We start from the raw sequence: 19,005 nt of genomic DNA, 5'->3' as shown, positions 1-19,005 counted from the left end.
TAAGTCAGGCCTTGTGTGACGCTTCGGCGTCGCGTTGTCTTGCCCGCTTGCGGCAGGCATCACCAAAAGCCTGGAAGATGGCCAGGTAGTGAGGGTTGCAGCTTACCTGCCATTCGGGGTGCCATTGCACCCCTAGTGCAAAAGCCTTGCTGGCTTCTACCGAGACCGCCTCTACCAACCCGTCGGGAGCCAGCGCCTCGACCCGCAGCCCCGGGGCCAGACGCTCGACGCCCTGGGCATGGATCGAGTTGACTTGAATCCGCTCCGGCAGGCCCAGCTCCGCCAGAACACCACCTGCCTTGATATGCAAGTCATGGGCGGGCGCGTACCAGGCGTCCAGGGGCTGGCCGGGCTGTTCGGCGTGCCGGTGGTCCATGAAAGGCTGCACCTGCTGCACGTTCTGATGCAGGCTGCCGCCCAGGGCCACGTTCATTTCCTGGAAGCCGCGGCAGATGCCCAGCACCGGAACGCCACTTGCGACGGCGGCGTTCAGCAGCGGCAGGGTGGCAGCATCCCGTGCAGAATCATGAGCAGTGCCCGGCGCGCTGGCAGGACCCTGGTAATGGAAAGGTTCGATATTGGAGGGAGAGCCGGTAAAGAGAATGCCGTCCAGACCGTCCAGAATATCGGACGGGGAAAGCAGTTCCGCCATGGACGGGATAATCACCGGCACGCCCTGGGCTGCGCTGGCTACTGCGTGGACATACTCGTCGCCACTGATGTGATAAGCATGCAGACCGATCTGCCTGGAGCAGGCGGTGACGCCGATTAACGGCAGGCGAGACATGAAACACCCCGGTATTATTGCTGTTATGGGTTTGATTCGAGCTTAGCCTTGTTCATTTTTTTACACAACACCCCCGTAAAAAATACAACACGGCCCGCTCAAGCCTGCGGTACCCAAGGCGGCCGAGCCCCAAAAAACGCCCTGTTTTGCCTCAAAAGAGCCTTGCCAGCCCTTTATTAGGGCATAAAAGGCCTTACTTGACTTCGGCATGCCGTTCGGGTTGACTGAAACCAGAAAAGATCAATGATTGATATTTTTAACAACAAAGGTGTTGCATCATGTCGGTACCCCCGCGTGCCGTTCAGCTCAACGAAGCGAACGCGTTCCTTAAGGAACATCCTGAGGTTCTGTACGTTGACCTTCTGATTGCGGATATGAATGGTGTGGTGCGCGGCAAGCGCATCGAACGCACCAGCCTCCACAAGGTTTACGAGAAAGGCATCAACCTGCCGGCCTCCCTGTTTGCCCTGGATATCAATGGCTCTACGGTGGAAAGCACCGGCCTGGGTCTGGACATCGGCGACGCCGACCGGATCTGCTATCCAATCCCCGATACCCTGTGCAACGAGCCCTGGCAGAAGCGCCCTACCGCGCAATTGCTGATGACCATGCACGAACTCGAAGGCGACCCCTTCTTTGCCGATCCACGGGAAGTCCTGCGCCAGGTGGTGACCAAGTTCGACGAACTGGGCCTGACCATCTGCGCCGCTTTCGAGCTGGAGTTCTACCTGATCGACCAGGAGAACGTGAACGGCCGGCCACAACCACCACGCTCGCCGATTTCCGGCAAGCGCCCGCACTCCACCCAGGTCTATCTGATCGACGACCTCGACGAATACGTCGACTGCCTCCAGGACATCCTGGAAGGTGCCAAGGAACAAGGCATCCCGGCCGACGCCATCGTCAAGGAAAGTGCCCCGGCACAATTCGAAGTCAACCTGCACCACGTGGCCGACCCGATCAAGGCCTGCGACTACGCGGTCCTGCTCAAGCGCCTGATCAAGAACATCGCCTACGACCATGAGATGGACACCACCTTCATGGCCAAGCCTTACCCGGGCCAGGCGGGCAACGGTCTGCACGTTCACATTTCGGTTCTGGACAAAGATGGCAAGAACATCTTCGCCAGCGAGGATCCCGAGCAGAACGCCGCACTGCGTCACGCGATCGGCGGTGTGCTCGAGACCCTACCGGCGCAGATGGCCTTCCTCTGCCCGAACGTCAACTCCTATCGCCGTTTCGGCGCGCAGTTCTATGTGCCGAACTCGCCGAGCTGGGGCCTGGACAACCGTACCGTGGCCATTCGCGTCCCCACCGGCTCGGCCGATGCAGTGCGCATCGAACACCGGGTCGCCGGCGCCGACGCCAACCCCTATCTGCTGATGGCTTCGGTCCTGGCGGGCGTGCACCACGGCCTGACCAACAAGATCGAGCCGGGGGCGCCTACCGAAGGCAACTCCTACGAGCAGAACGAGCAGAGCCTGCCGAACAACCTGCGTGATGCCCTGCGCGAGTTGGACGACAGCGAAGTCATGGCCAAGTACATCGATCCGAAATACATCGATATCTTCGTCGCCTGCAAGGAAAGTGAGCTGGAGGAGTTCGAACACTCCATCTCCGACCTCGAGTACAACTGGTACCTGCACACCGTGTAAGCGCCAGCTGCATTGAAGAACGCCGCCGGGTTTATCCCGGCGGCGTTTTTTTATGCCCGTGATTCGGATGCGCCCAGGCTGCGGCTACAGGGACAACGGCCCACTCGCGTACAATGCCCGCTGCCCTGTAGGAGAGACTGATGACGCGCACCGCCCCGCTTCGCAAACCCCGTGCACGCAGCCAGGCCCGGATCGACTCCATACTCGACGCCGCACGGACCCTGCTGGCGGCCGAGGGCGTGGCCAGCCTGTCGATCTACAGCGTGGCCGACAAGGCGCAGATCCCGCCATCCTCGGTCTATCACTTCTTCGCCAGCGTCCCGGCCCTGCTGGAAGCCCTTACCGCCGATGTCCACGCGGCGTTCCGCGCCTGCCTGCTGGAACCTATCGACCATGAGCGGCTCAGCAGCTGGCGCGACCTGTCACGCCTGGTGGAGCAACGCATGCTCGACATCTACGGCGAGGACGCGGCGGCCCGCCAACTGATCCTCGCCCAGCACGGCCTGACCGAAGTAACCCAGGCCGACCGCCAGCACGACATCGAGCTGGGGGACCTGATGCACAAGCTGTTCGATCATCATTTCGAGTTGCCGACGCTACCCGTCGATGTCGACGTGTTCGCCCTGGCCATGGAGCTGGGAGATCGGGTGTATGCCCGCTCCGTGCAGCAGCACGGGCAGATCACCCCGCGCATGGCCGAGGAAGGCATGCGCGTCTTCGATGCCTACCTGGGCCTGTACCTGCCGCCCTACCTGGCCAAGCGCCCCACCCCGCCCTGAACGCCGGTTCAGGCCTGACGCAGCAGCAACCGGTCGATGCTGTGGTCCGCCGACTTGTGGATGATCAGGTTGGCTCGCTCCCGAGTCGGCAGGATATTTTCAACCAGGTTCTTCAGGTTGACCCGGTCCCAGGTATCGGAGGCCACTGACAGCGCCTCGGAATCGGACAGGCCCTTGTACTTGTTGAAGTAGGAATCCCCCGACTGGAAGGCAGTGTTCTTCAGGTAGACGAACCGCTCCAGGTACCAGGTCTTGATGGTCGCTTCGGGAGCGTCGACATAGATCGAGAAGTCAATGAAATCCAGGGCGTTCAGGCCCTCGCCCTGCTCACCCTGCAACACATTCAAGCCTTCCAGGATGATGATGTCCGGCGCCTCCACCGACTGCGCCTCATCGGCCAGGATGTCGTAGCGCACATGGGAATAGATGGGAATCCGCGCCGCTTCGCCCCGGCGGCACACCGCCTGGAGAAAATCCAAGAACAGCGGCTTGTCATAGGACTCTGGAAAGCCCTTGCGGTGCAGGATGTTTTTTTCCTGCAGGGTGGCCAGCGGGAACAGGAACGAATCCGTGGTCACCAGGTGCACGTTGGGCTTGCCCGGCCAATAGGCCAGCAGCGCCGCCAGGACCCGGGCAAAACTGCTCTTGCCCACCGCCACGCTGCCGGAAACACCGATCACGTAGGGGGCCTTGAAACCTGTCTGCGGCACCTTCAGCGATTGCACCTGCGCCGCATGCAAATGCAGCAGGCGCGACAGCGGCAGGAGGATCTGCCGCACTTCTTCGGACGCCATGGGCTGGGTCGGACTGGTCAGCGTCTCCATCTCGGATGGCGCAAGACTCATCGGCTCACCGGCCCGCAGAGCAGCCCAATGGTCGCGATCGAACTCCAGATACCCCACATTTGGACCCTGCTCTGTTGTCATGTTTACTGTTCAGGTCTTGCCGAAAGCAGGGAAAGTATCAAATCTGACCGGTATTTACAGCGCCCATGAAAAAGCCCCGAAGGGCTCGCACCGTTCGGGGCCGTGATCGGGCGCCGTTCACAACTTGGCGATCGATACCTCGGTGGACTTCACAAAGGCGATCACTTCGCTGCCAATCGACAGCTCCAGCTCTTTCACCGAGCGGGTGGTGATCACCGAAGTGACAATGCCGGAAGCGGTCTGCACGTCGATTTCCGACAGCACGTCGCCTTCGACGATTTCCTTGATGGTGCCCTTGAACTGGTTGCGTACGTTGATGGCCTTGATGGTCATGGTGTTTCTCCTGGGGTCGAAATGAGCGGCTGTTTTAAAGTGCCCAGCGCAGTTGCGTGGGCAAGGGTGAAACGGGTTCCGGTTCCGGCGGCGAGCCGGGCAATGACAGCACGCGGTTGAGGACTTCGGTCTCCAGCGCCGCCAGGCGATGGGAACCCCGTACCCGCGGGCGTGGCAGCTCGACGTGCAGGTCGAGACCGACCTCGCCGTCTTCGATCAGGATCACCCGATCGGCGATCGCCACCGCTTCGCTGACATCGTGGGTGACCAGCAGCACGGTGAAGCCATGCTGCTGCCACAGGCGTTCGATCAACTGCTGCATCTCGATCCGCGTCAGGGCATCCAGCGCCCCCAGCGGCTCGTCCAGCAGCAACAGCCGCGGTTGATGGATCAGGGCACGGGCCAGGGCCACGCGCTGCTTCTGCCCACCGGACAGGGCCGCCGGCCATTCCTGGGCGCGATCCGCCAGGCCCACGGCTTCCAGAGCTTGCAGGGCTTGGGGGCGCCAGTTGCCCTTGAGCCCGAGCCCGACGTTATCGATGACCTTTTTCCAGGGCAGCAGGCGCGCCTCCTGGAACATCAACCGGGTGTCTTCAATGGCAGCGCTCAAGGGCGCGGAACCGGCCAACAGTTCGCCAGCACTTGGCTGGTCGAGACCGGCCAGCAGGCGCAGCAAGGTACTTTTGCCGCAGCCGCTGCGCCCCACCACCGCCACGAACTGGCCGGCGGGAATGTGCAGGTCGATTTCCCGCAGCACCTGCCGCGAGCCGAAGGTCTTTTGCAGTTTGCGCACCGCCAGGGGAATGCCCTGCAGCAGCCGCGGAGGTTGTTGAGCCGTCATTGGGCACCGCCTTTGGCGACCTGGTAGGCCGGATGCCAGCGCAGCCAGACCCGCTCCAGGCCACGCGCGGCCAGGTCCGCCAGCTTGCCGAGCACCGCGTACAGAACGATCGCCAGCACCACCACGTCGGTCTGCAGGAACTCCCGGGCGTTCATTGCCAGGTAGCCGATGCCGGAGCTGGCGGAAATGGTTTCGGCGACGATCAGGGTCAGCCACATGAAGCCCAGGGCAAAGCGCACCCCCACCAGGATCGAAGGCAGGGCGCCGGGCAGGATCACCTGGCGGAACAGGGCGAAGCCGGACAGGCCGTAGCTGCGCGCCATCTCCACCAATGCCGGGTCGACGTTGCGTATGCCGTGGTAGGTGTTGAGGTAGATCGGGAACAGCGTGCCCAGGGCCACCAGGAAAATCTTCGCCGACTCATCGATGCCGAACCACAGGATCACCAGGGGAATCAGCGCCAGGTGCGGCACGTTGCGGATCATCTGTACCGAGCTGTCCAGCAGCCGCTCACCCCATTTCGACAGGCCGGTGATAAAGCCCAGCGCCAGGCCGATGCCGCCACCAATGACAAAACCCAGGCCGGCGCGCCAGCCGCTGATGGCCAGGTGGGTCCAGATATCGCCACTGCGTACCAGGCTGACCCCAGCCTCGATCACCGCGCTGGGGGCCGGCAGGATGCGGGTCGACAGCCAGCCCGCCGACACCGACAGTTGCCACACCGCCAACAACAGCAGCGGCAGGCCCCAAGGCGCCAGACGCTGCACTATGCGTTGTCCGTTCATGGCCGCACCTCAGCTCTGGGACACGGCTTTGGGAATGATGTCGTTGGCGACCATCTCCCCGAACGGGCTGACGTAACCCGCCGCCTCAGGCAGCTTGGGACGTTCGATGTCCAGGTGCGGGAACAGCAGTTCGGCCACCCGGTAGGCCTCTTCCAGGTGCGGATAGCCGGAGAAGATGAAGGTGTCGATGCCCAGGTCCGCATACTCCTGCATGCGGGCCGCCACGGTCGGGCCGTCGCCCACCAGGGCCGTACCGGCACCGCCGCGCACCAGGCCGACCCCGGCCCAGAGGTTGGGGCTGACTTCCAACTGGTCGCGGCGGCCGCCATGCAAGGCGGCCATGCGCTGCTGGCCTACGGAATCGAAGCGCGCCAGGGACGCCTGGGCCCGGGCGATGGTGTCGTCGTCCAGATGGGAAATCAGCCGCTCGGCAGCCTGCCAGGCCTCGGCGTTGGTTTCCCGCACAATCACATGCAGGCGGATGCCGAAGCGTACGGTGCGCCCGAGTTTGGCGGCCTTGTCCCGCACCTGCTGGATCTTCTCGGCCACCGCGGCCGGCGGCTCGCCCCAGGTCAGGACCATCTCCACCTGCTCGGCAGCCAGGTCCTGGGCCGCTTCCGAGGAGCCACCAAAATACAGCGGCGGACGGGGTTGCTGCAGCGGCGGATAGAGCAGCTTGGCGCCCTTCACGCTGATGTGCTGGCCGTCGTAGTCCACGGTTTCACCTTCCAGCACCCGGCGCCAGATACGGGTGAACTCCACCGAAGCCTGGTAGCGCTCCTCATGGTCGAGGAACAGGCCGTCGCCGGCCAGTTCGTCCGGATCCCCCCCGGTTACCAGGTTGAACAGCGCCCGGCCGCCGGACAACCGGTCCAGGGTCGCTGCCTGGCGCGCCGCTACCGTCGGGGAGATGATCCCCGGGCGCAGGGCCACGAGGAACTTCAGACGCTGGGTCACCGGGATCAGCGACGCCGCCACCAGCCAGGAGTCCTCGCAGGAGCGTCCGGTGGGGATCAGCACGCCGCCGAACCCCAGGCGATCGGCAGCCTGGGCGATCTGCTGCAGGTAAGCATGATCGACGGCGCGAGCGCCTTCGGCGGTGCCAAGGTAATGGCCGTCGCCGTGGGTAGGCAGGAACCAGAAGATATTGAGGCTCATGGAGTTGTCTCCTAAGGGGTCGAATTACGGTGCTTTGGCCACGGCGGCGGTGGGCGTCCAGATCACGTCTTTGATGCTCAGCGGCTTGGGAATCAGCTTGAGCTGGTAGAAGCTGTCGGCGATTTTCTGCTGCGCGGCGATCACTTCCGGGGTCAGGAAGCCCGCGCCATAGCCCTGGCGCTTAACCGAAGTGAGGGTGATGTCGGCCGGCAGGCCCAAAAGCGGTGCCACCTGCTGGGTGACTTCCTGCGGATTGCCCTTGGACCACTCGCCCACCGCCCGCACTTCTTCCACCAGGGCGGTAATCACCTCGGGATGCTGTTGCGCGTAGGGTTTGGTGGCCAGGTAGAACTGGTGGTTGTCGACGATGCCCGAGCCGTCACGCAGGGTGCGAGCCTGTAGCTGCTGCTCGGCGGCTGCCTGGTAGGGGTCCCAGATGGCCCAGGCATCGACGCTGCCCCGCTCGAATGCGGCGCGGGCATCAGCCGGCGGCAGGAACACGGTCTGGATATCACTGTATTTCAGGCCGGCGTCTTCCAGAGCGCGGACCAGCAGGTAATGGACGTTGGAGCCCTTGTTCAGCACCACCTTCTTGCCCTTGAGGTCCTGCACCGACTGGATCGGCGAACCCTTGGGCACCAGGATCGCTTCGCTATGGGGGGCCGGCGGCTCGTAGGCCACATACAGCAAGTCGGCACCGGCGGCCTGGGCAAAGACTGGCGGGGTCTCGCCGGTCACGCCGAAGTCGATGGACCCGACATTGAGGCCCTCCAGCAACTGTGGGCCTCCGGGAAATTCAGTCCACTGCACCTCGACGCCCTGCTGCGCCAGGCGCTTCTCCAGGGAACCCTTGGCCTTGAGCAGCACCAGGGTGCCGTACTTCTGATAACCGATCCGCAAGGTCTCGGCCTGAGCTTGAACAATGGCGCCGAAGGACACAGCCGCAGCAAACAGAGCGACCAGACCGCGACGCAAAATGACAGGGCGCATGGCGCTCTCCTTTTTGCTGTGGGGTTGTGGCTGCACCTGCTTGCCCGTTGGCGGGCGAGTAAGGCGAGTATTTCAATCGGGGGTGAGGCTCAAATACTCCAGCGAGCACTCAACAGGCGTTCATTGAGCAGATGCGGATCCAGCGGTTTGGGGCGACGGGCCATGGCGCTGTGGAACTGCTCGAGCGCTTCTTTCAAGCGTTGCTCCAGGGCCTCGGCCAATTGCGGCTGGGCGCTGCCCTCGCCGTAGGCGATCTGGCTGTCCTCGGCAAAGATGCCCTGGAGCATCTCCTGGGCCTTGAGGGCCGAAAGCACCGGCTTCAATGCGTAATCCACCGCCAGCATGTGGGCAATGCTGCCGCCGGTAGCCATGGGCAGCACCACCTTGTGGCTCAGGGCCCGCTCGGGCAGCAGGTCGAGCAGGGTTTTCAGGGCCCCGGAAAACGACGCTTTGTACACCGGCGTCGCAATCAGCAGGCCATCGGCCTGTTCGATCTGTTGCAGCAGGTCGATGACCTTGGGGCTGTCGAAGCGCGCGTGGAGCAGATCCTCGGCCGGGAAGTCCCGTACCTGGTAGCTGACCACTTCCACGCCTTGCTGCTGTAACCAGCGCTTGGCCAACTCCAGCAGCACCCCGGAACGGGAGCGTTGGCTGGGACTGCCACCGAGAGAGACCACCAGCATGCAGAGAATTCCTTGAACGAAGAAAGCGATTCGCGGGATGCGATCTCGCCGAATTGGAGAGACCTTAACAGCCTATTTTTATATCCATAAATCTTATTTATTCATTTGTTTATTCCTTAAAAATATATAAGGAAGTATTTTCCGCAGGCAAAAAAATAGGCCGTCGGAACGGCCTTAAAACCCCTGCTTTATGGATCTGTTGCCCCTGCGTGCTTCGTAGGAGCGGGCTTGCCCGCGAAAGGGTCCGCGAAACTTGCGCCGGCCTCACGACCGCCTTTATCGGCAAGCGGGCTCCTACGGCGGTTGGTGTATCAGCGGTTGGGTTGCGGCGTCAGGCGCAGATAGGGCTTCACTGCGCGATAGCCCTTGGGAAAGCGACGCTTGATCTCTTCCTCGTCCTTGAGCGAAGGCACGATCACCACTTCGTCACCGTCCTGCCAGTTGGCCGGGGTGGCCACCTTGTAGTTGTCGGTGAGTTGCAGCGAATCGATTACCCGCAGGATTTCGTGGAAGTTGCGCCCGGTGCTGGCCGGGTAGGTGATGGTCAGGCGAATCTTCTTGTTCGGGTCGATGACGAACAGCGAGCGTACGGTCAGGGTGTCGTTGGCATTGGGGTGGATCAGGTCATAGAGGTCCGAGACCTTGCGATCGGCATCCGCCAGGATCGGGAAGTTGACCCGGGTGTTCTGGGTCTCGTTGATGTCTTCGATCCACTTGTGATGGGAGTCCACCGGGTCCACCGAGAGGGCAATGGCCTTCACCCCGCGTTGAGCGAATTCGTCCTTGAGCTTGGCGGTAAAGCCCAACTCGGTGGTGCATACCGGAGTGAAATCCGCCGGATGAGAAAACAGCACGCCCCAGCTATCGCCCAGCCACTCGTGGAAACGAATCTTGCCGGCACTGGAATCCTGTTCGAAGTCGGGGGCGATGTCGCCCAGTCTGAGGCTCATGGGTGCTGCTCCTGTGAGTGCGTGATGAAGCTACTCTGCCTGCACGGGAGACTATTTAAAAAGAATATATATCGATTTATTAATAACTGAATTGAATATTAAAAATCTCTTCACTGGACTCGCGGACAAGCGAAGACCACCCTTCTCAACAAGGTTCGAGAAGGCCTTGAGTAGCTGTAAAAAGAGGGGGATTCAGGAAGGGCTCACGGGGGTGGGCCTGACTTGAAACAACACCTCGCCCGGCATTGCGCCGGGCGAGGCTTCAACCGCAATTACTTCAGCGGGATCGAGTAGCTGACGATCAGGCGGTTTTCGTCCTGGTCGCGCTGGCCCGGAATGTCGTTACGCCACATGGCGTTTTTCCAGGTCAGACCCAGGTTCTTCAGTGGGCCTTGCGGAACCACGTAGGACAGGGTCAGGTCGCGTTCCCACTCGGTGCCACCAGTGCCCAGAGTGGTTTTCTGTGCAGCGCCAACCTTACCGGCTGTGTCGATGTTGTTGCCACGCAGGTAGATGATACCGGCGGTCAGACCAGGCAGGCCGACCTTGGCGAAGTCATAGGCGTAGCGAGCCTGCCAGGTACGCTCGCCGGCGCGGGCGAACTTCTGGATCTGCATGTCGGTGATGGTGCTGTTGGACGAGCCGTCACCCTGGTTCAACCAAGGGAAATCGCTGTCACCGTTGCTGTACTGGTAGCCGCCACCGAAGGTGTGGCCTTCAACCGAGTACAGGGCCAGGTAGCTGTACAGGTTGTTGTCGACCTTGCCTTTGGTGATCGCCGACAGGCCTTTGTCCGGGTAGTAGCCGGTGGTGTAGTAGGCCGCGGTGTCGCCGTTGGAGCCGTTGTCACGGCTGCGGTAGTAGCGCAGGTCACTTTTCAGTACGCCAGGACCGATGGACCAGTTGTGCACCAGGCCCAGGAAGTTCTGCGAGTAGAAGTCTTTCAGCTCGCCGTAGTAGTACGAAGCGGTCAGATCCTTGGTGATCTTGTAGTCAGCACCACCGTAGTAGAACTTGTTGCTGAACTTGCCGGCATCATAGTTGGAGCCGGCGTTGGCGCCAGCAATGGACAGACCTTCGTTGTTGCTCGAGTTACGGCCTTTGGCGTGCTCGATCTGACCGGCAGTCAGGGTCAGGTCCTTGATCTCGTTCGAAGTGATCTGGCCACCCTGGAAGGTTTGTGGCAGCAGACGACCGTCGTTGTACTTGATCACCGGGTTGTTAGGCATCAGGGTGCCGATTTTCAGCTCGGTCTGGGAAACCTTGACCTTGCCGGTCAGACCCAGGCTGGAATAATCGTTCACCGCTTGAGCGTTCTTGCCGCTGGAGGAGTGAGTCGGGAAAACAGTGCCACCGGAAGAAGTGGTGGTCGCGCCGTTGGTGCCGCCACCGGAATCCAGGCGCACGCCCAGCAGGCCGATTGCATCCAGGCCAAAACCTACGGTGCCTTCGGTGTAGCCAGAGGTGAAGTTGAAGATGAAGCCTTGGCCCCATTCTTCCTGCTTGCTCTGGGCCTTCGCGGCTTTGGTATCGCCGTCGCGGTTGTCGGTATTGATGTAGAAGTTACGCAGCCCCAAGGTAGCTTTGCTGTCTTCGACAAAACCGGCGGCGCCTGCCTGCTGCGCCAAAACCCCTACGGCCACAGCCAGGGCCAAGGTGGACTTGTTCATGTATCGCTCCTCTCGTTTCTAATTCTTGTGGTTCCTGGCCCCGGATCGAACGCCCGGGTGCCACAGATGCGCGATTAGCGCCAGACCGTGACTGATAAGTCAATCGTAACGACCTGTGTCTACGACCATGGTCTAATCGCAGTGATTTGGTCCATGCAGGGTAATGAATTACTCATAAACCCAAAAAGAATTGTTTAATTCTTTTTCATACCCTTCAGGAATAAAGCTCGCCATTATCAAACGGCGAATCGCAGCGTAGACGCTCGCAAGCTTATTTCTGAAAAATATTCCCCTGACTCAGCCCCCAAGATCCCCTGCGTGTACAAGCGCAAAACGTCATTCAGGATCAAAAAAGCGACGCAATCATGGCTAAGAGCCTATCCTCCCGTCAATTTGTTACAGTTTTTGTATCGAAATGAAATTTTTCTGACATGTGCAACTGGCCGCCACGGTTCGATCAATTGATCGGGCCGTGGCGGCCAGTTGCGCAAAGAGGCGGGTTCAGAGGGCTTTTTCGAAGATCTTCGAATTGCGCTGGTAGTTGTACAGCGAGGCCCGGGCCGATGGCAGGCGCTCGACACTGCTGGGCACGAAACCCCGCTCGCGGAACCAGTGAGCGGTACGAGTGGTGAGGACGAACAGCGTCTTCAAGCCCTGGGCCCGAGCGCGGGTCTCGATCCTTTCCAGCAACTCGTCGCCACGCTTGCCATGGCGGTACTCGGGGTTCACCGCCAGGCACGCCAGCTCACCGGCATCGGAATCGGCAATCTGGTACAGGGCCGCGCAGGCGATGATCATGCCCTCGCGCTCCACCACACTGAACTGCTCGATCTCGCGCTCCAGCACCTCGCGGGAACGCCGCACGAGGATGCCCTGCTCTTCCAGCGGGCTGATCAGCTCCAGCAAGCCGCCCACGTCCTCGATCGCCGCCTCGCGCACCCGCTCGAACTGTTCCTGGGCCACCAGGGTGCCGCCGCCGTCGCGGGTGAAGAGTTCGGTCAGCAAGGCGCCGTCCTCGGCGTAGCTGACGATATGGCTGCGTCCGACTCCGCCGCGGCACGCCTCGGCGGCGGCATCCAGCAGCTCGGCCTGATAGTTGCCCCCCAGGCGCTGCAAATGCGCCGGCACCTGTTGCGGGCGCAATTCGCGCACCAGTTTGCCGTTTTCATCCAGCAGGCCCGGGTCGGCGCCGAACAGCAGTAGTTTGTCGGCCCCAAGGTCGATGGCGGCGCGAGTGGCCACGTCTTCGCAGGCCAGGTTGAAGGTTTCCCCGGTGGGGGAATACCCCAGGGGCGAGAGCAGGACGATGGAGCGCTCGTCCAGCAGGCGATTGATGCCCTTGCGATCGACCCGGCGCACTTCGCCGGTGTGGTGATAGTCGACGCCTTCCAGCACGCCGATCGGACGGGCAGTCACCAGGTTGCCGCTGGCCACCCGCAACCGCGAGCCCTGCATCGGTGAAGAGGCCATGTCCATGGACAGGCGCGCCTCGATAGCAATGCGCAACTGGCCCACGGCATCGATCACGCACTCCAGGGTTGCCGCGTCGGTGATCCTAAGGCCGTGATGGTAATGGGGCGTCAGGCCACGGGCCGCCAGGCGGGCTTCGATCTGTGGGCGCGAGCCGTGCACCAGCACCAGGCGCACCCCCAGGCTGTGGAGCAGCACCAGGTCGTGGACGATATTGCCGAAGTTGGGGTGTTCAACGCCGTCGCCGGGCAGCATGACCACGAAGGTGCAGTCGCGGTGGGCATTGATATAGGGAGACGCGTGGCGAAGCCAATTGACGTATTCGGGCATGAACCTGAGCCTGTAAATAAAAAGCAGCCTATGAAAGGACGAAACGGAAAACTCACAGCGGGCTGATGGTTATCGTCGGAACAGGCTTGGCAACACGCTTACTCTCCTCATGGGTACGGACAAGGCCACCGGCAATTTACTGAAATTGGGCCGGCGTCAGGCAGTAATGTTCAATCAATTCACGTAATAGATGCACGGTAGGCTGCAAGCGTGACATTTCGAGGTACTCCCCCGGCTGGTGGGCACAGGCGATATCACCCGGGCCGAGCACCAGGGTCTCGCAGCCAAGGCGCTGAAGATAAGGTGCTTCGGTGCCAAACGCTACTGCTTCGGCACGATGTCCGGTCAACCGCTCTGCCACTCGCACCAACTCGGCATCCTCGGGCTGCTCGAAAGGCGGGACCGCGGGGAACAGCGGCGCATAGTCGATCTTCACTTCATGGCGTTCGGCAATCGGCTTGAGCTTCTGCCGGATGGCCTCGCGCAGCACATCCGGATCCATGCCCGGCAGGGGCCGCAGGTCGAACTCCAGGGAACACTGGCCACAGATGCGGTTGGGGTTGTCGCCGCCATGGATGCAGCCGAAGTTCAGGGTCGGTTGCGGGACGCTGAACTGCGCATTGCGGTACTCGCGCTGCCACAGCAACCGCAGGCCCCGCAGCTCGCCAATGGCATCGTGCATGGCTTCCAGGGCACTGCGACCCAGGCTTGGGTCCGACGAATGGCCGCTGCGGCCGAGGATCTCGATGCGCTCCATCATCACCCCCTTGTGCAGGCGAATCGGCTTGAGCCCCGTAGGCTCGCCGATCACCGCCGCGCGCCCCAGGGGCCGGCCGGCTTGCGCCAAGGCCCGCGCCCCGGCCATGGAGCTTTCTTCGTCGCAAGTGGCGAGGACCAGCAGCGGCTGCTTGAAAGGCTGATCCAGCAGGGGCCGCACTGCCTCGATGATCAGGGCGAAGAAACCCTTCATGTCGCAACTGCCCAGGCCGACCCAGCGGCCGTCGACTTCGGTCAGCTTCAAGGGGTCGGTCTGCCACAGCGCGCTGTCATAGGGCACGGTGTCGCTGTGCCCGGCCAGTACCAGGCCGCCAGGGCCACTGCCGAAACTGGCCAGCAGGTTGAACTTGCCGGGGCTGACCTGCTGGATGTCACAGGCAAAACCCAGGTCGCCGAGCCAACCGGCCAGCAGGTCGATCACCGCACGGTTGGATTGATCCAGTGCTGCTTGAGTGCAGCTCACCGATGGCGCGGCGATCAGCGCGGCAAACTGATCCTTCATGGACGGCAGGGGCATGAGCTGTCTCCGGGAATCCCAATGTGAGGCCCATCATAGAGGCATCCCGCAAGCGGAAGGAACCGCCGCGGCACCTGCGGGCGCCTTGTCCTGTACACTGCACGGCCTTGGCAGCCAACTCTTCCCCGGCTGCGCTCCCGATCCTGGATTTTCCGGCCATGCAGAAAGAAACCGAAATCAAACTCCGCGTCAGCCGCGAAACCCTCGCCGCCCTGCGCGAGCACCCGCTACTGAAAAAACGCAATAAAAGTGGCTGGGAACGCCGTGAACTGATGAATCAGTACTTCGACACCCCAGAACGCGACCTGGCCCGGGCCAAAGTCGCCCTGCGCCTGCGTCGCGACGGTGACGCGGTGATCCAGACCCTGAAGACCAGCGGCCAGAGCGTCGCCGGCCTGTCCGAACGCAACGAGTACGACTGGCAACTGGCCAAGGCCAAGCTGGACGTGAAAAAGCTCGAAGGCCAATGCTGGCCCGAAGCCCTGGCCGAACTGGACAAGAAGACCCTCAAGCCATTGTTCACCACGGATTTCGTCCGCGAGCGCGCGGAAATCGCCTGGGGCCGCGGCAAGGCCAAGGTGGTGATCGAAGCCGCCCTGGACTTGGGCCAAGTCATCGCCGGCAAGCAAAAGGAAGAAATCTGCGAGCTTGAACTGGAGCTGCGTGAAGGCGAACCGGCTGCCCTGCTGGAGTTGGCAGCGGAGCTGGCCCTGACCCTGCCGCTGATGCCCTGCGACATCAGCAAGGCCGAGCGCGGCTATCGCCTGTTCGACGCCGGCAGCTACTCCCTGAGCCTGCCCGCGCCGCAATTGAGCGCCGAGACGCCCCTGGACGAAGCTTTCGCCGCTCTGGCCTGGCACCTGCTGGGCAGCAGCCAGCGCCTGGCCGAGCAGTACCGCTTCAATGGCCACTGGCGCCTGCTGCAGGACTGGGTGGACAACCTTGCCGAGCTGCGAGCCCTGGCCAGCAGCCTGGGCCAGGCCGCACCGCGCCAGTCCACCGCTGAATTGCGCAGTGCCCTGGACGCCCTGCTGGAAGACTGGCGTCCGCTGGTACAGGCCGGCCTTGATGACGAAGACGTGCGCAAGGCCGCGCCGGAGCAGTTCATCGAAGAGTTGCAGGACGTGCGCTGGGGCCTGTTCTCGCTGAATACCTCGCGCTGGCTGCTGGCCCGGGCCTGGGCCGCTGACCGCAACACCCGGGGCAACCGCCAGGGCGCCGCACAGCTGGGCAGCTGGTTGCCACGCCTGCTGGCCGAGGAAGCTACCTCCCTGCAACTGCCGCGCTATCAGCAGCAACCGGAAGACCTGGCCGAGCAGTTGCCGCGCATTGAACGCATCCAGGCCTGGTTGCACCACGCCCGCTCCGCGCTGGAGATCCCGGAGCTGGACCGTCTCTATGGCGAGTTGAACAAACTGGCCCAGCTGGCCAACGAGCCGATCACCGACGAAGCCCTCGACGCCCGCAAGCAGCAGGCCATCGCGGTGTTCCAGAACCGCGCCTGGAAAACCCTCCTGCGCCTGTAACCCCGCCCCTCAGCGCATGACCGGCAGGCTGGTGGTGGACTTGATCTCCGACAGGGCAACGATCGAGTTCACCTCCTGGATACCCGGCACCATGGACAGCTTCTCGAAGAAGAAGCGTTCATAGGCTTCGATATCCGCGGTCACGATCCGCAGCAGAAAGTCCACCGCGCCCATCAGCACATAGCACTCCAGCACTTCCGGAAAACCGCGGATCGCCTCGGTGAATTCGGTGAAGTTGGAGCGCCCGTGAGCGTTGAGCTTGATCTCGGCGAAGATCTGCGTGTTGAGGCCGATCTTCTTGCGGTCCAGCAGGGTCACCTGGCCGCGGATCACCCCCTCCTCCTTCATCCGCTGGATCCGTCGCCAGCATGGCGACTGGGACAACCCCACCTGCTCGGCGATCTGCGCACTGGAAAGCGAGGCGTCCTCTTGCAGCAGCGCGAGGATGCGGCGGTCATAGGCGTCCAGGTCGCTATGCATAATAAATACCCATAAATATTAAAAATTGAATTGAACAATTCATATTCAAGCAAACAAACCCAATCTTAGATAAGAAATACCCGAAACCGAATGTAAAAATTTCTCCACTGACCTGGAGACCACCATGCCCCCTTTCGAGCCAGCCCCCCGCGCCGATGCCTGGAACCTCAACAATGCTCACTGTCGCGTGCACTACCGGATAGTGGCCGACGCCGAGGCCGATGTGCTGTGCCGCATCCTCAACCACTTCGCCCTGCAGTTCCTGGTGCCGCAGCGGGTGTCGATGCAGCAGCAGGACGCCACGCTGTATATGGAGGTGGAACTCGACGACCTGAGCTGGCATCGGGCCCAGGTGATCGGCGCAAAGCTGCGCAACCTGATCAGTGTCTGTGACGTGGAGCTGGAGCTGGCGGAACCTTCGCGCCTGCAGGCCGCGGGTTGATCCCGGCAAAACCCTGCAACCCTTGGCAAGCATTCCCTTGAGGCCCCGGGGACTATTCTTGGCTGTTCGTGGTCAGAGACCCACATCTGGACAACAGCCCCAAGGAATCGCCCATGAGCGCCGCGCACCTTCCCCAGGACCGCTGGCTGGACCTCAGCGAACTGCTGCGTGAATTGCTGGCCCAGGGCCGCATCAGCCAGGATGCCGCCGAGCAGGCCATGAGCGTCCGGCATCAGGCAGCCGGTAACCTGCTGCATCCCCTGGAAGTGATCGCCGGCCAGCAATTGCCCGACCTGCAGCAACTCGGCACACATCTGGACCTGGACAGCCTCACGGCCTGGCTGGCCCGGCAAGCCGGCCAGCCTTACCTGCGTATCGACCCCCTGCGCATCGACGTGGCCAGCATCACGCCGCTGATGTCCTTCGCCTTCGCCCAGCGGCACAAGATCCTTGCCGTGGCCGTGGATGGGCAGAGCGTTACCGTGGCCAGCGCCCAACCTTACGTCAGTGCCTGGGAAGCAGACCTGGCCCATGTTCTCAAGCGCACGGTGCGACGGGTGGTGGCCAGCCCGCTGGACATCCAGCGCCTGACCCTGGAGTTCTATCGCCTGGCCAAGTCGGTCAGCGGCGCCAGCAGCGAACAGAAAGCCAGTGGCCTGGGCAACTTCGAGCAACTGCTGAAACTGGGGGCCAGCGACCAGGAGCCGGATGCCGACGATGCGCACATCGTCAATATCGTCGACTGGCTGTTCCAGTACGCCTTTCAGCAAAGGGCCAGCGACATCCATATCGAACCCCGCCGCGAGCACGGCACCCTGCGCTTTCGCATCGATGGCGTATTGCACAACGTCTACCAGTTCCCGCCCCAGGTCACCCTGGCCATCGTCAGCCGACTCAAGAGCCTGGGGCGCATGAACGTCGCGGAAAAGCGCAAGCCCCAGGATGGCAGGGTCAAGACGCGCACCCCCGACGGCAGCGAAATCGAGTTGCGGCTCTCGACCCTGCCCACGGCGTTCGGTGAAAAGCTGGTGATGCGCATCTTCGATCCCCAGGTCCTGCTCAAGGATTTCGACCAGTTGGGCTTTGGCACCGATGACCTGAGCCGCTGGCAAGCCATGACCACCCAGGCCCACGGCATCATCCTGGTCACCGGGCCCACCGGCTCGGGCAAGACCAGCACCCTCTACACCACCCTGAAGAAGCTCGCGACCCCCGAGGTCAACCTGTGCACCATCGAGGACCCGATCGAGATGATCGAACCGGCGTTCAACCAGATGCAGGTCCAGCACAATATCGACCTGAGTTTTTCCAGCGGCGTGCGTGCACTGATGCGCCAGGACCCCGACATCATCATGATCGGCGAGATCCGTGACCTGGAGACCGCGGAAATGGCCATCCAGGCCGCACTTACCGGGCACCTGGTGCTGTCTACCCTGCACACCAACGACGCCCCCGGCGCCATCAGCCGACTGCTGGAACTGGGCGTGCCCCATTACCTGATCAAGGCCACCCTGATCGGGGTCATGGCCCAGCGCCTGCTGCGCACCCTCTGCCCGTACTGCAAGGTTCCCGCCGAGCTGACGGCGGATGACTGGGAAAGCCTGACCGGAACCCGGCACCTGCCACCCGCTGCCGGCGGCCAGCGCGCGGTGGGCTGCGCCGAATGCCGGGGTACCGGTTACCACGGGCGCACCGGGGTCTACGAAATCATGCCCTTGGGTTCCCCCCTCAAGGCCCTGATCCATCGCGACCTGGATCTTGCCCGCCTGCACCACCAGGCCTGCGCGGAAGGCATGCGCAGCCTGCGCCTGGCTGCCGCGCACAAGGTTGCCCAAGGCCTGACCAGCCTTGAGGAAGTGCTAAGGGTCACGCCCGGCAACCAGCCCCCATAGCGGCACAGGAGGCG

At 62.4% G+C, this 19,005-nt stretch carries 18 protein-coding genes; 5 read left to right on the top strand and 13 right to left on the bottom strand.

The annotated features are described in order from the left end of the window. Window positions 1–4 precede the first annotated feature (4 nt). Complete coding sequence (locus AC1RMG_RS23060; RefSeq protein ID WP_493170352.1) at window positions 5–787, bottom strand: gamma-glutamyl-gamma-aminobutyrate hydrolase family protein; 783 nt, start codon at window positions 785–787, stop codon at window positions 5–7. A gap of 278 nt (window positions 788–1,065) precedes the next feature. Between AC1RMG_RS23060 and AC1RMG_RS23055 the strand changes: the two genes are divergently transcribed. Next, the gene (locus AC1RMG_RS23055) at window positions 1,066–2,442 is read left to right on the top strand and encodes a glutamine synthetase family protein (RefSeq protein WP_011064103.1); all 1,377 of its coding nucleotides are present in this window, start codon (window positions 1,066–1,068) and stop codon (window positions 2,440–2,442) included. A gap of 140 nt (window positions 2,443–2,582) precedes the next feature. Beyond that, the gene (locus AC1RMG_RS23050) at window positions 2,583–3,221 is read left to right on the top strand and encodes a TetR/AcrR family transcriptional regulator (protein WP_011064104.1); all 639 of its coding nucleotides are present in this window, start codon (window positions 2,583–2,585) and stop codon (window positions 3,219–3,221) included. Between the two features lie 8 nt (window positions 3,222–3,229). Here AC1RMG_RS23050 and coaA read toward each other — a convergent pair whose 3' ends face one another. The 11 genes from coaA to argE form a co-directional block, all read right to left on the bottom strand. Then, the gene (coaA, locus tag AC1RMG_RS23045; protein WP_125062285.1) at window positions 3,230–4,147 is read right to left on the bottom strand and encodes a type I pantothenate kinase; all 918 of its coding nucleotides are present in this window, start codon (window positions 4,145–4,147) and stop codon (window positions 3,230–3,232) included. A 117-nt stretch (window positions 4,148–4,264) separates the two neighbouring features. Next, a complete protein-coding gene (locus AC1RMG_RS23040; protein WP_011064106.1) occupies window positions 4,265–4,480 on the bottom strand; it encodes a TOBE domain-containing protein in 216 nt (71 codons plus the stop codon). Between the two features lie 34 nt (window positions 4,481–4,514). Further along, on the bottom strand, window positions 4,515–5,321 hold the full coding sequence (gene ssuB / locus AC1RMG_RS23035) for an aliphatic sulfonates ABC transporter ATP-binding protein (RefSeq protein WP_011064107.1): 807 nt from the start codon (window positions 5,319–5,321) through the stop codon (window positions 4,515–4,517). Further along, window positions 5,318–6,106 (bottom strand): aliphatic sulfonate ABC transporter permease SsuC, encoded by a 789-nt coding sequence (gene ssuC, locus AC1RMG_RS23030; RefSeq protein WP_011064108.1) that lies wholly within the window; start codon window positions 6,104–6,106, stop codon window positions 5,318–5,320. The genes ssuB and ssuC overlap by 4 nt, the downstream gene beginning before the upstream one ends. A gap of 9 nt (window positions 6,107–6,115) precedes the next feature. Beyond that, complete coding sequence (ssuD, locus tag AC1RMG_RS23025; protein ID WP_015637415.1) at window positions 6,116–7,264, bottom strand: FMNH2-dependent alkanesulfonate monooxygenase; 1,149 nt, start codon at window positions 7,262–7,264, stop codon at window positions 6,116–6,118. Between the two features lie 24 nt (window positions 7,265–7,288). Continuing rightward, complete coding sequence (locus AC1RMG_RS23020; protein WP_011064110.1) at window positions 7,289–8,254, bottom strand: sulfonate ABC transporter substrate-binding protein; 966 nt, start codon at window positions 8,252–8,254, stop codon at window positions 7,289–7,291. An 89-nt stretch (window positions 8,255–8,343) separates the two neighbouring features. Then, window positions 8,344–8,937, bottom strand: coding sequence for an NADPH-dependent FMN reductase (gene ssuE, locus AC1RMG_RS23015; protein WP_011064111.1), 594 nt, complete (start codon window positions 8,935–8,937; stop codon window positions 8,344–8,346). 311 nt (window positions 8,938–9,248) lie between these two features. Then, window positions 9,249–9,887 (bottom strand): peroxiredoxin, encoded by a 639-nt coding sequence (locus AC1RMG_RS23010; RefSeq protein WP_011064112.1) that lies wholly within the window; start codon window positions 9,885–9,887, stop codon window positions 9,249–9,251. A gap of 272 nt (window positions 9,888–10,159) precedes the next feature. Continuing rightward, the gene (locus AC1RMG_RS23005) at window positions 10,160–11,557 is read right to left on the bottom strand and encodes an OprD family porin (protein ID WP_065365060.1); all 1,398 of its coding nucleotides are present in this window, start codon (window positions 11,555–11,557) and stop codon (window positions 10,160–10,162) included. Between the two features lie 501 nt (window positions 11,558–12,058). Then, window positions 12,059–13,357, bottom strand: coding sequence for an amino-acid N-acetyltransferase (gene argA, locus AC1RMG_RS23000; protein ID WP_011064114.1), 1,299 nt, complete (start codon window positions 13,355–13,357; stop codon window positions 12,059–12,061). 136 nt (window positions 13,358–13,493) lie between these two features. After that, entirely contained in the window at window positions 13,494–14,651 is a 1,158-nt protein-coding gene (argE, locus tag AC1RMG_RS22995) for an acetylornithine deacetylase (RefSeq protein ID WP_011064115.1), read from the bottom strand. A 158-nt stretch (window positions 14,652–14,809) separates the two neighbouring features. On the opposite strand from argE, the gene AC1RMG_RS22990 reads away from it, so the two are divergent. Next, on the top strand, window positions 14,810–16,177 hold the full coding sequence (locus AC1RMG_RS22990) for a CYTH domain-containing protein (protein ID WP_019093576.1): 1,368 nt from the start codon (window positions 14,810–14,812) through the stop codon (window positions 16,175–16,177). 9 nt (window positions 16,178–16,186) lie between these two features. Here AC1RMG_RS22990 and AC1RMG_RS22985 read toward each other — a convergent pair whose 3' ends face one another. Continuing rightward, the gene (locus AC1RMG_RS22985; RefSeq protein ID WP_011064117.1) at window positions 16,187–16,657 is read right to left on the bottom strand and encodes an Lrp/AsnC family transcriptional regulator; all 471 of its coding nucleotides are present in this window, start codon (window positions 16,655–16,657) and stop codon (window positions 16,187–16,189) included. A gap of 124 nt (window positions 16,658–16,781) precedes the next feature. Between AC1RMG_RS22985 and AC1RMG_RS22980 the strand changes: the two genes are divergently transcribed. Together AC1RMG_RS22980 and tfpB are read left to right on the top strand one after the other, a co-directional pair. Then, the gene (locus tag AC1RMG_RS22980; protein WP_011064118.1) at window positions 16,782–17,099 is read left to right on the top strand and encodes an ACT-like domain-containing protein; all 318 of its coding nucleotides are present in this window, start codon (window positions 16,782–16,784) and stop codon (window positions 17,097–17,099) included. Between the two features lie 113 nt (window positions 17,100–17,212). Then, window positions 17,213–18,991, top strand: a complete 1,779-nt coding sequence (gene tfpB / locus AC1RMG_RS22975) for a type IV pilus assembly ATPase TfpB (protein WP_125062284.1) — start codon at window positions 17,213–17,215, stop codon at window positions 18,989–18,991. The last annotated feature ends 14 nt before the right edge of the window (window positions 18,992–19,005 follow it).

It is taken from the genome of Pseudomonas sp. GW822-FHT04H02, assembly GCF_058800645.1.
Note: the sequence above shows the minus strand (reverse complement) of the source record. Positions and strands in the feature narration are given on the sequence as shown.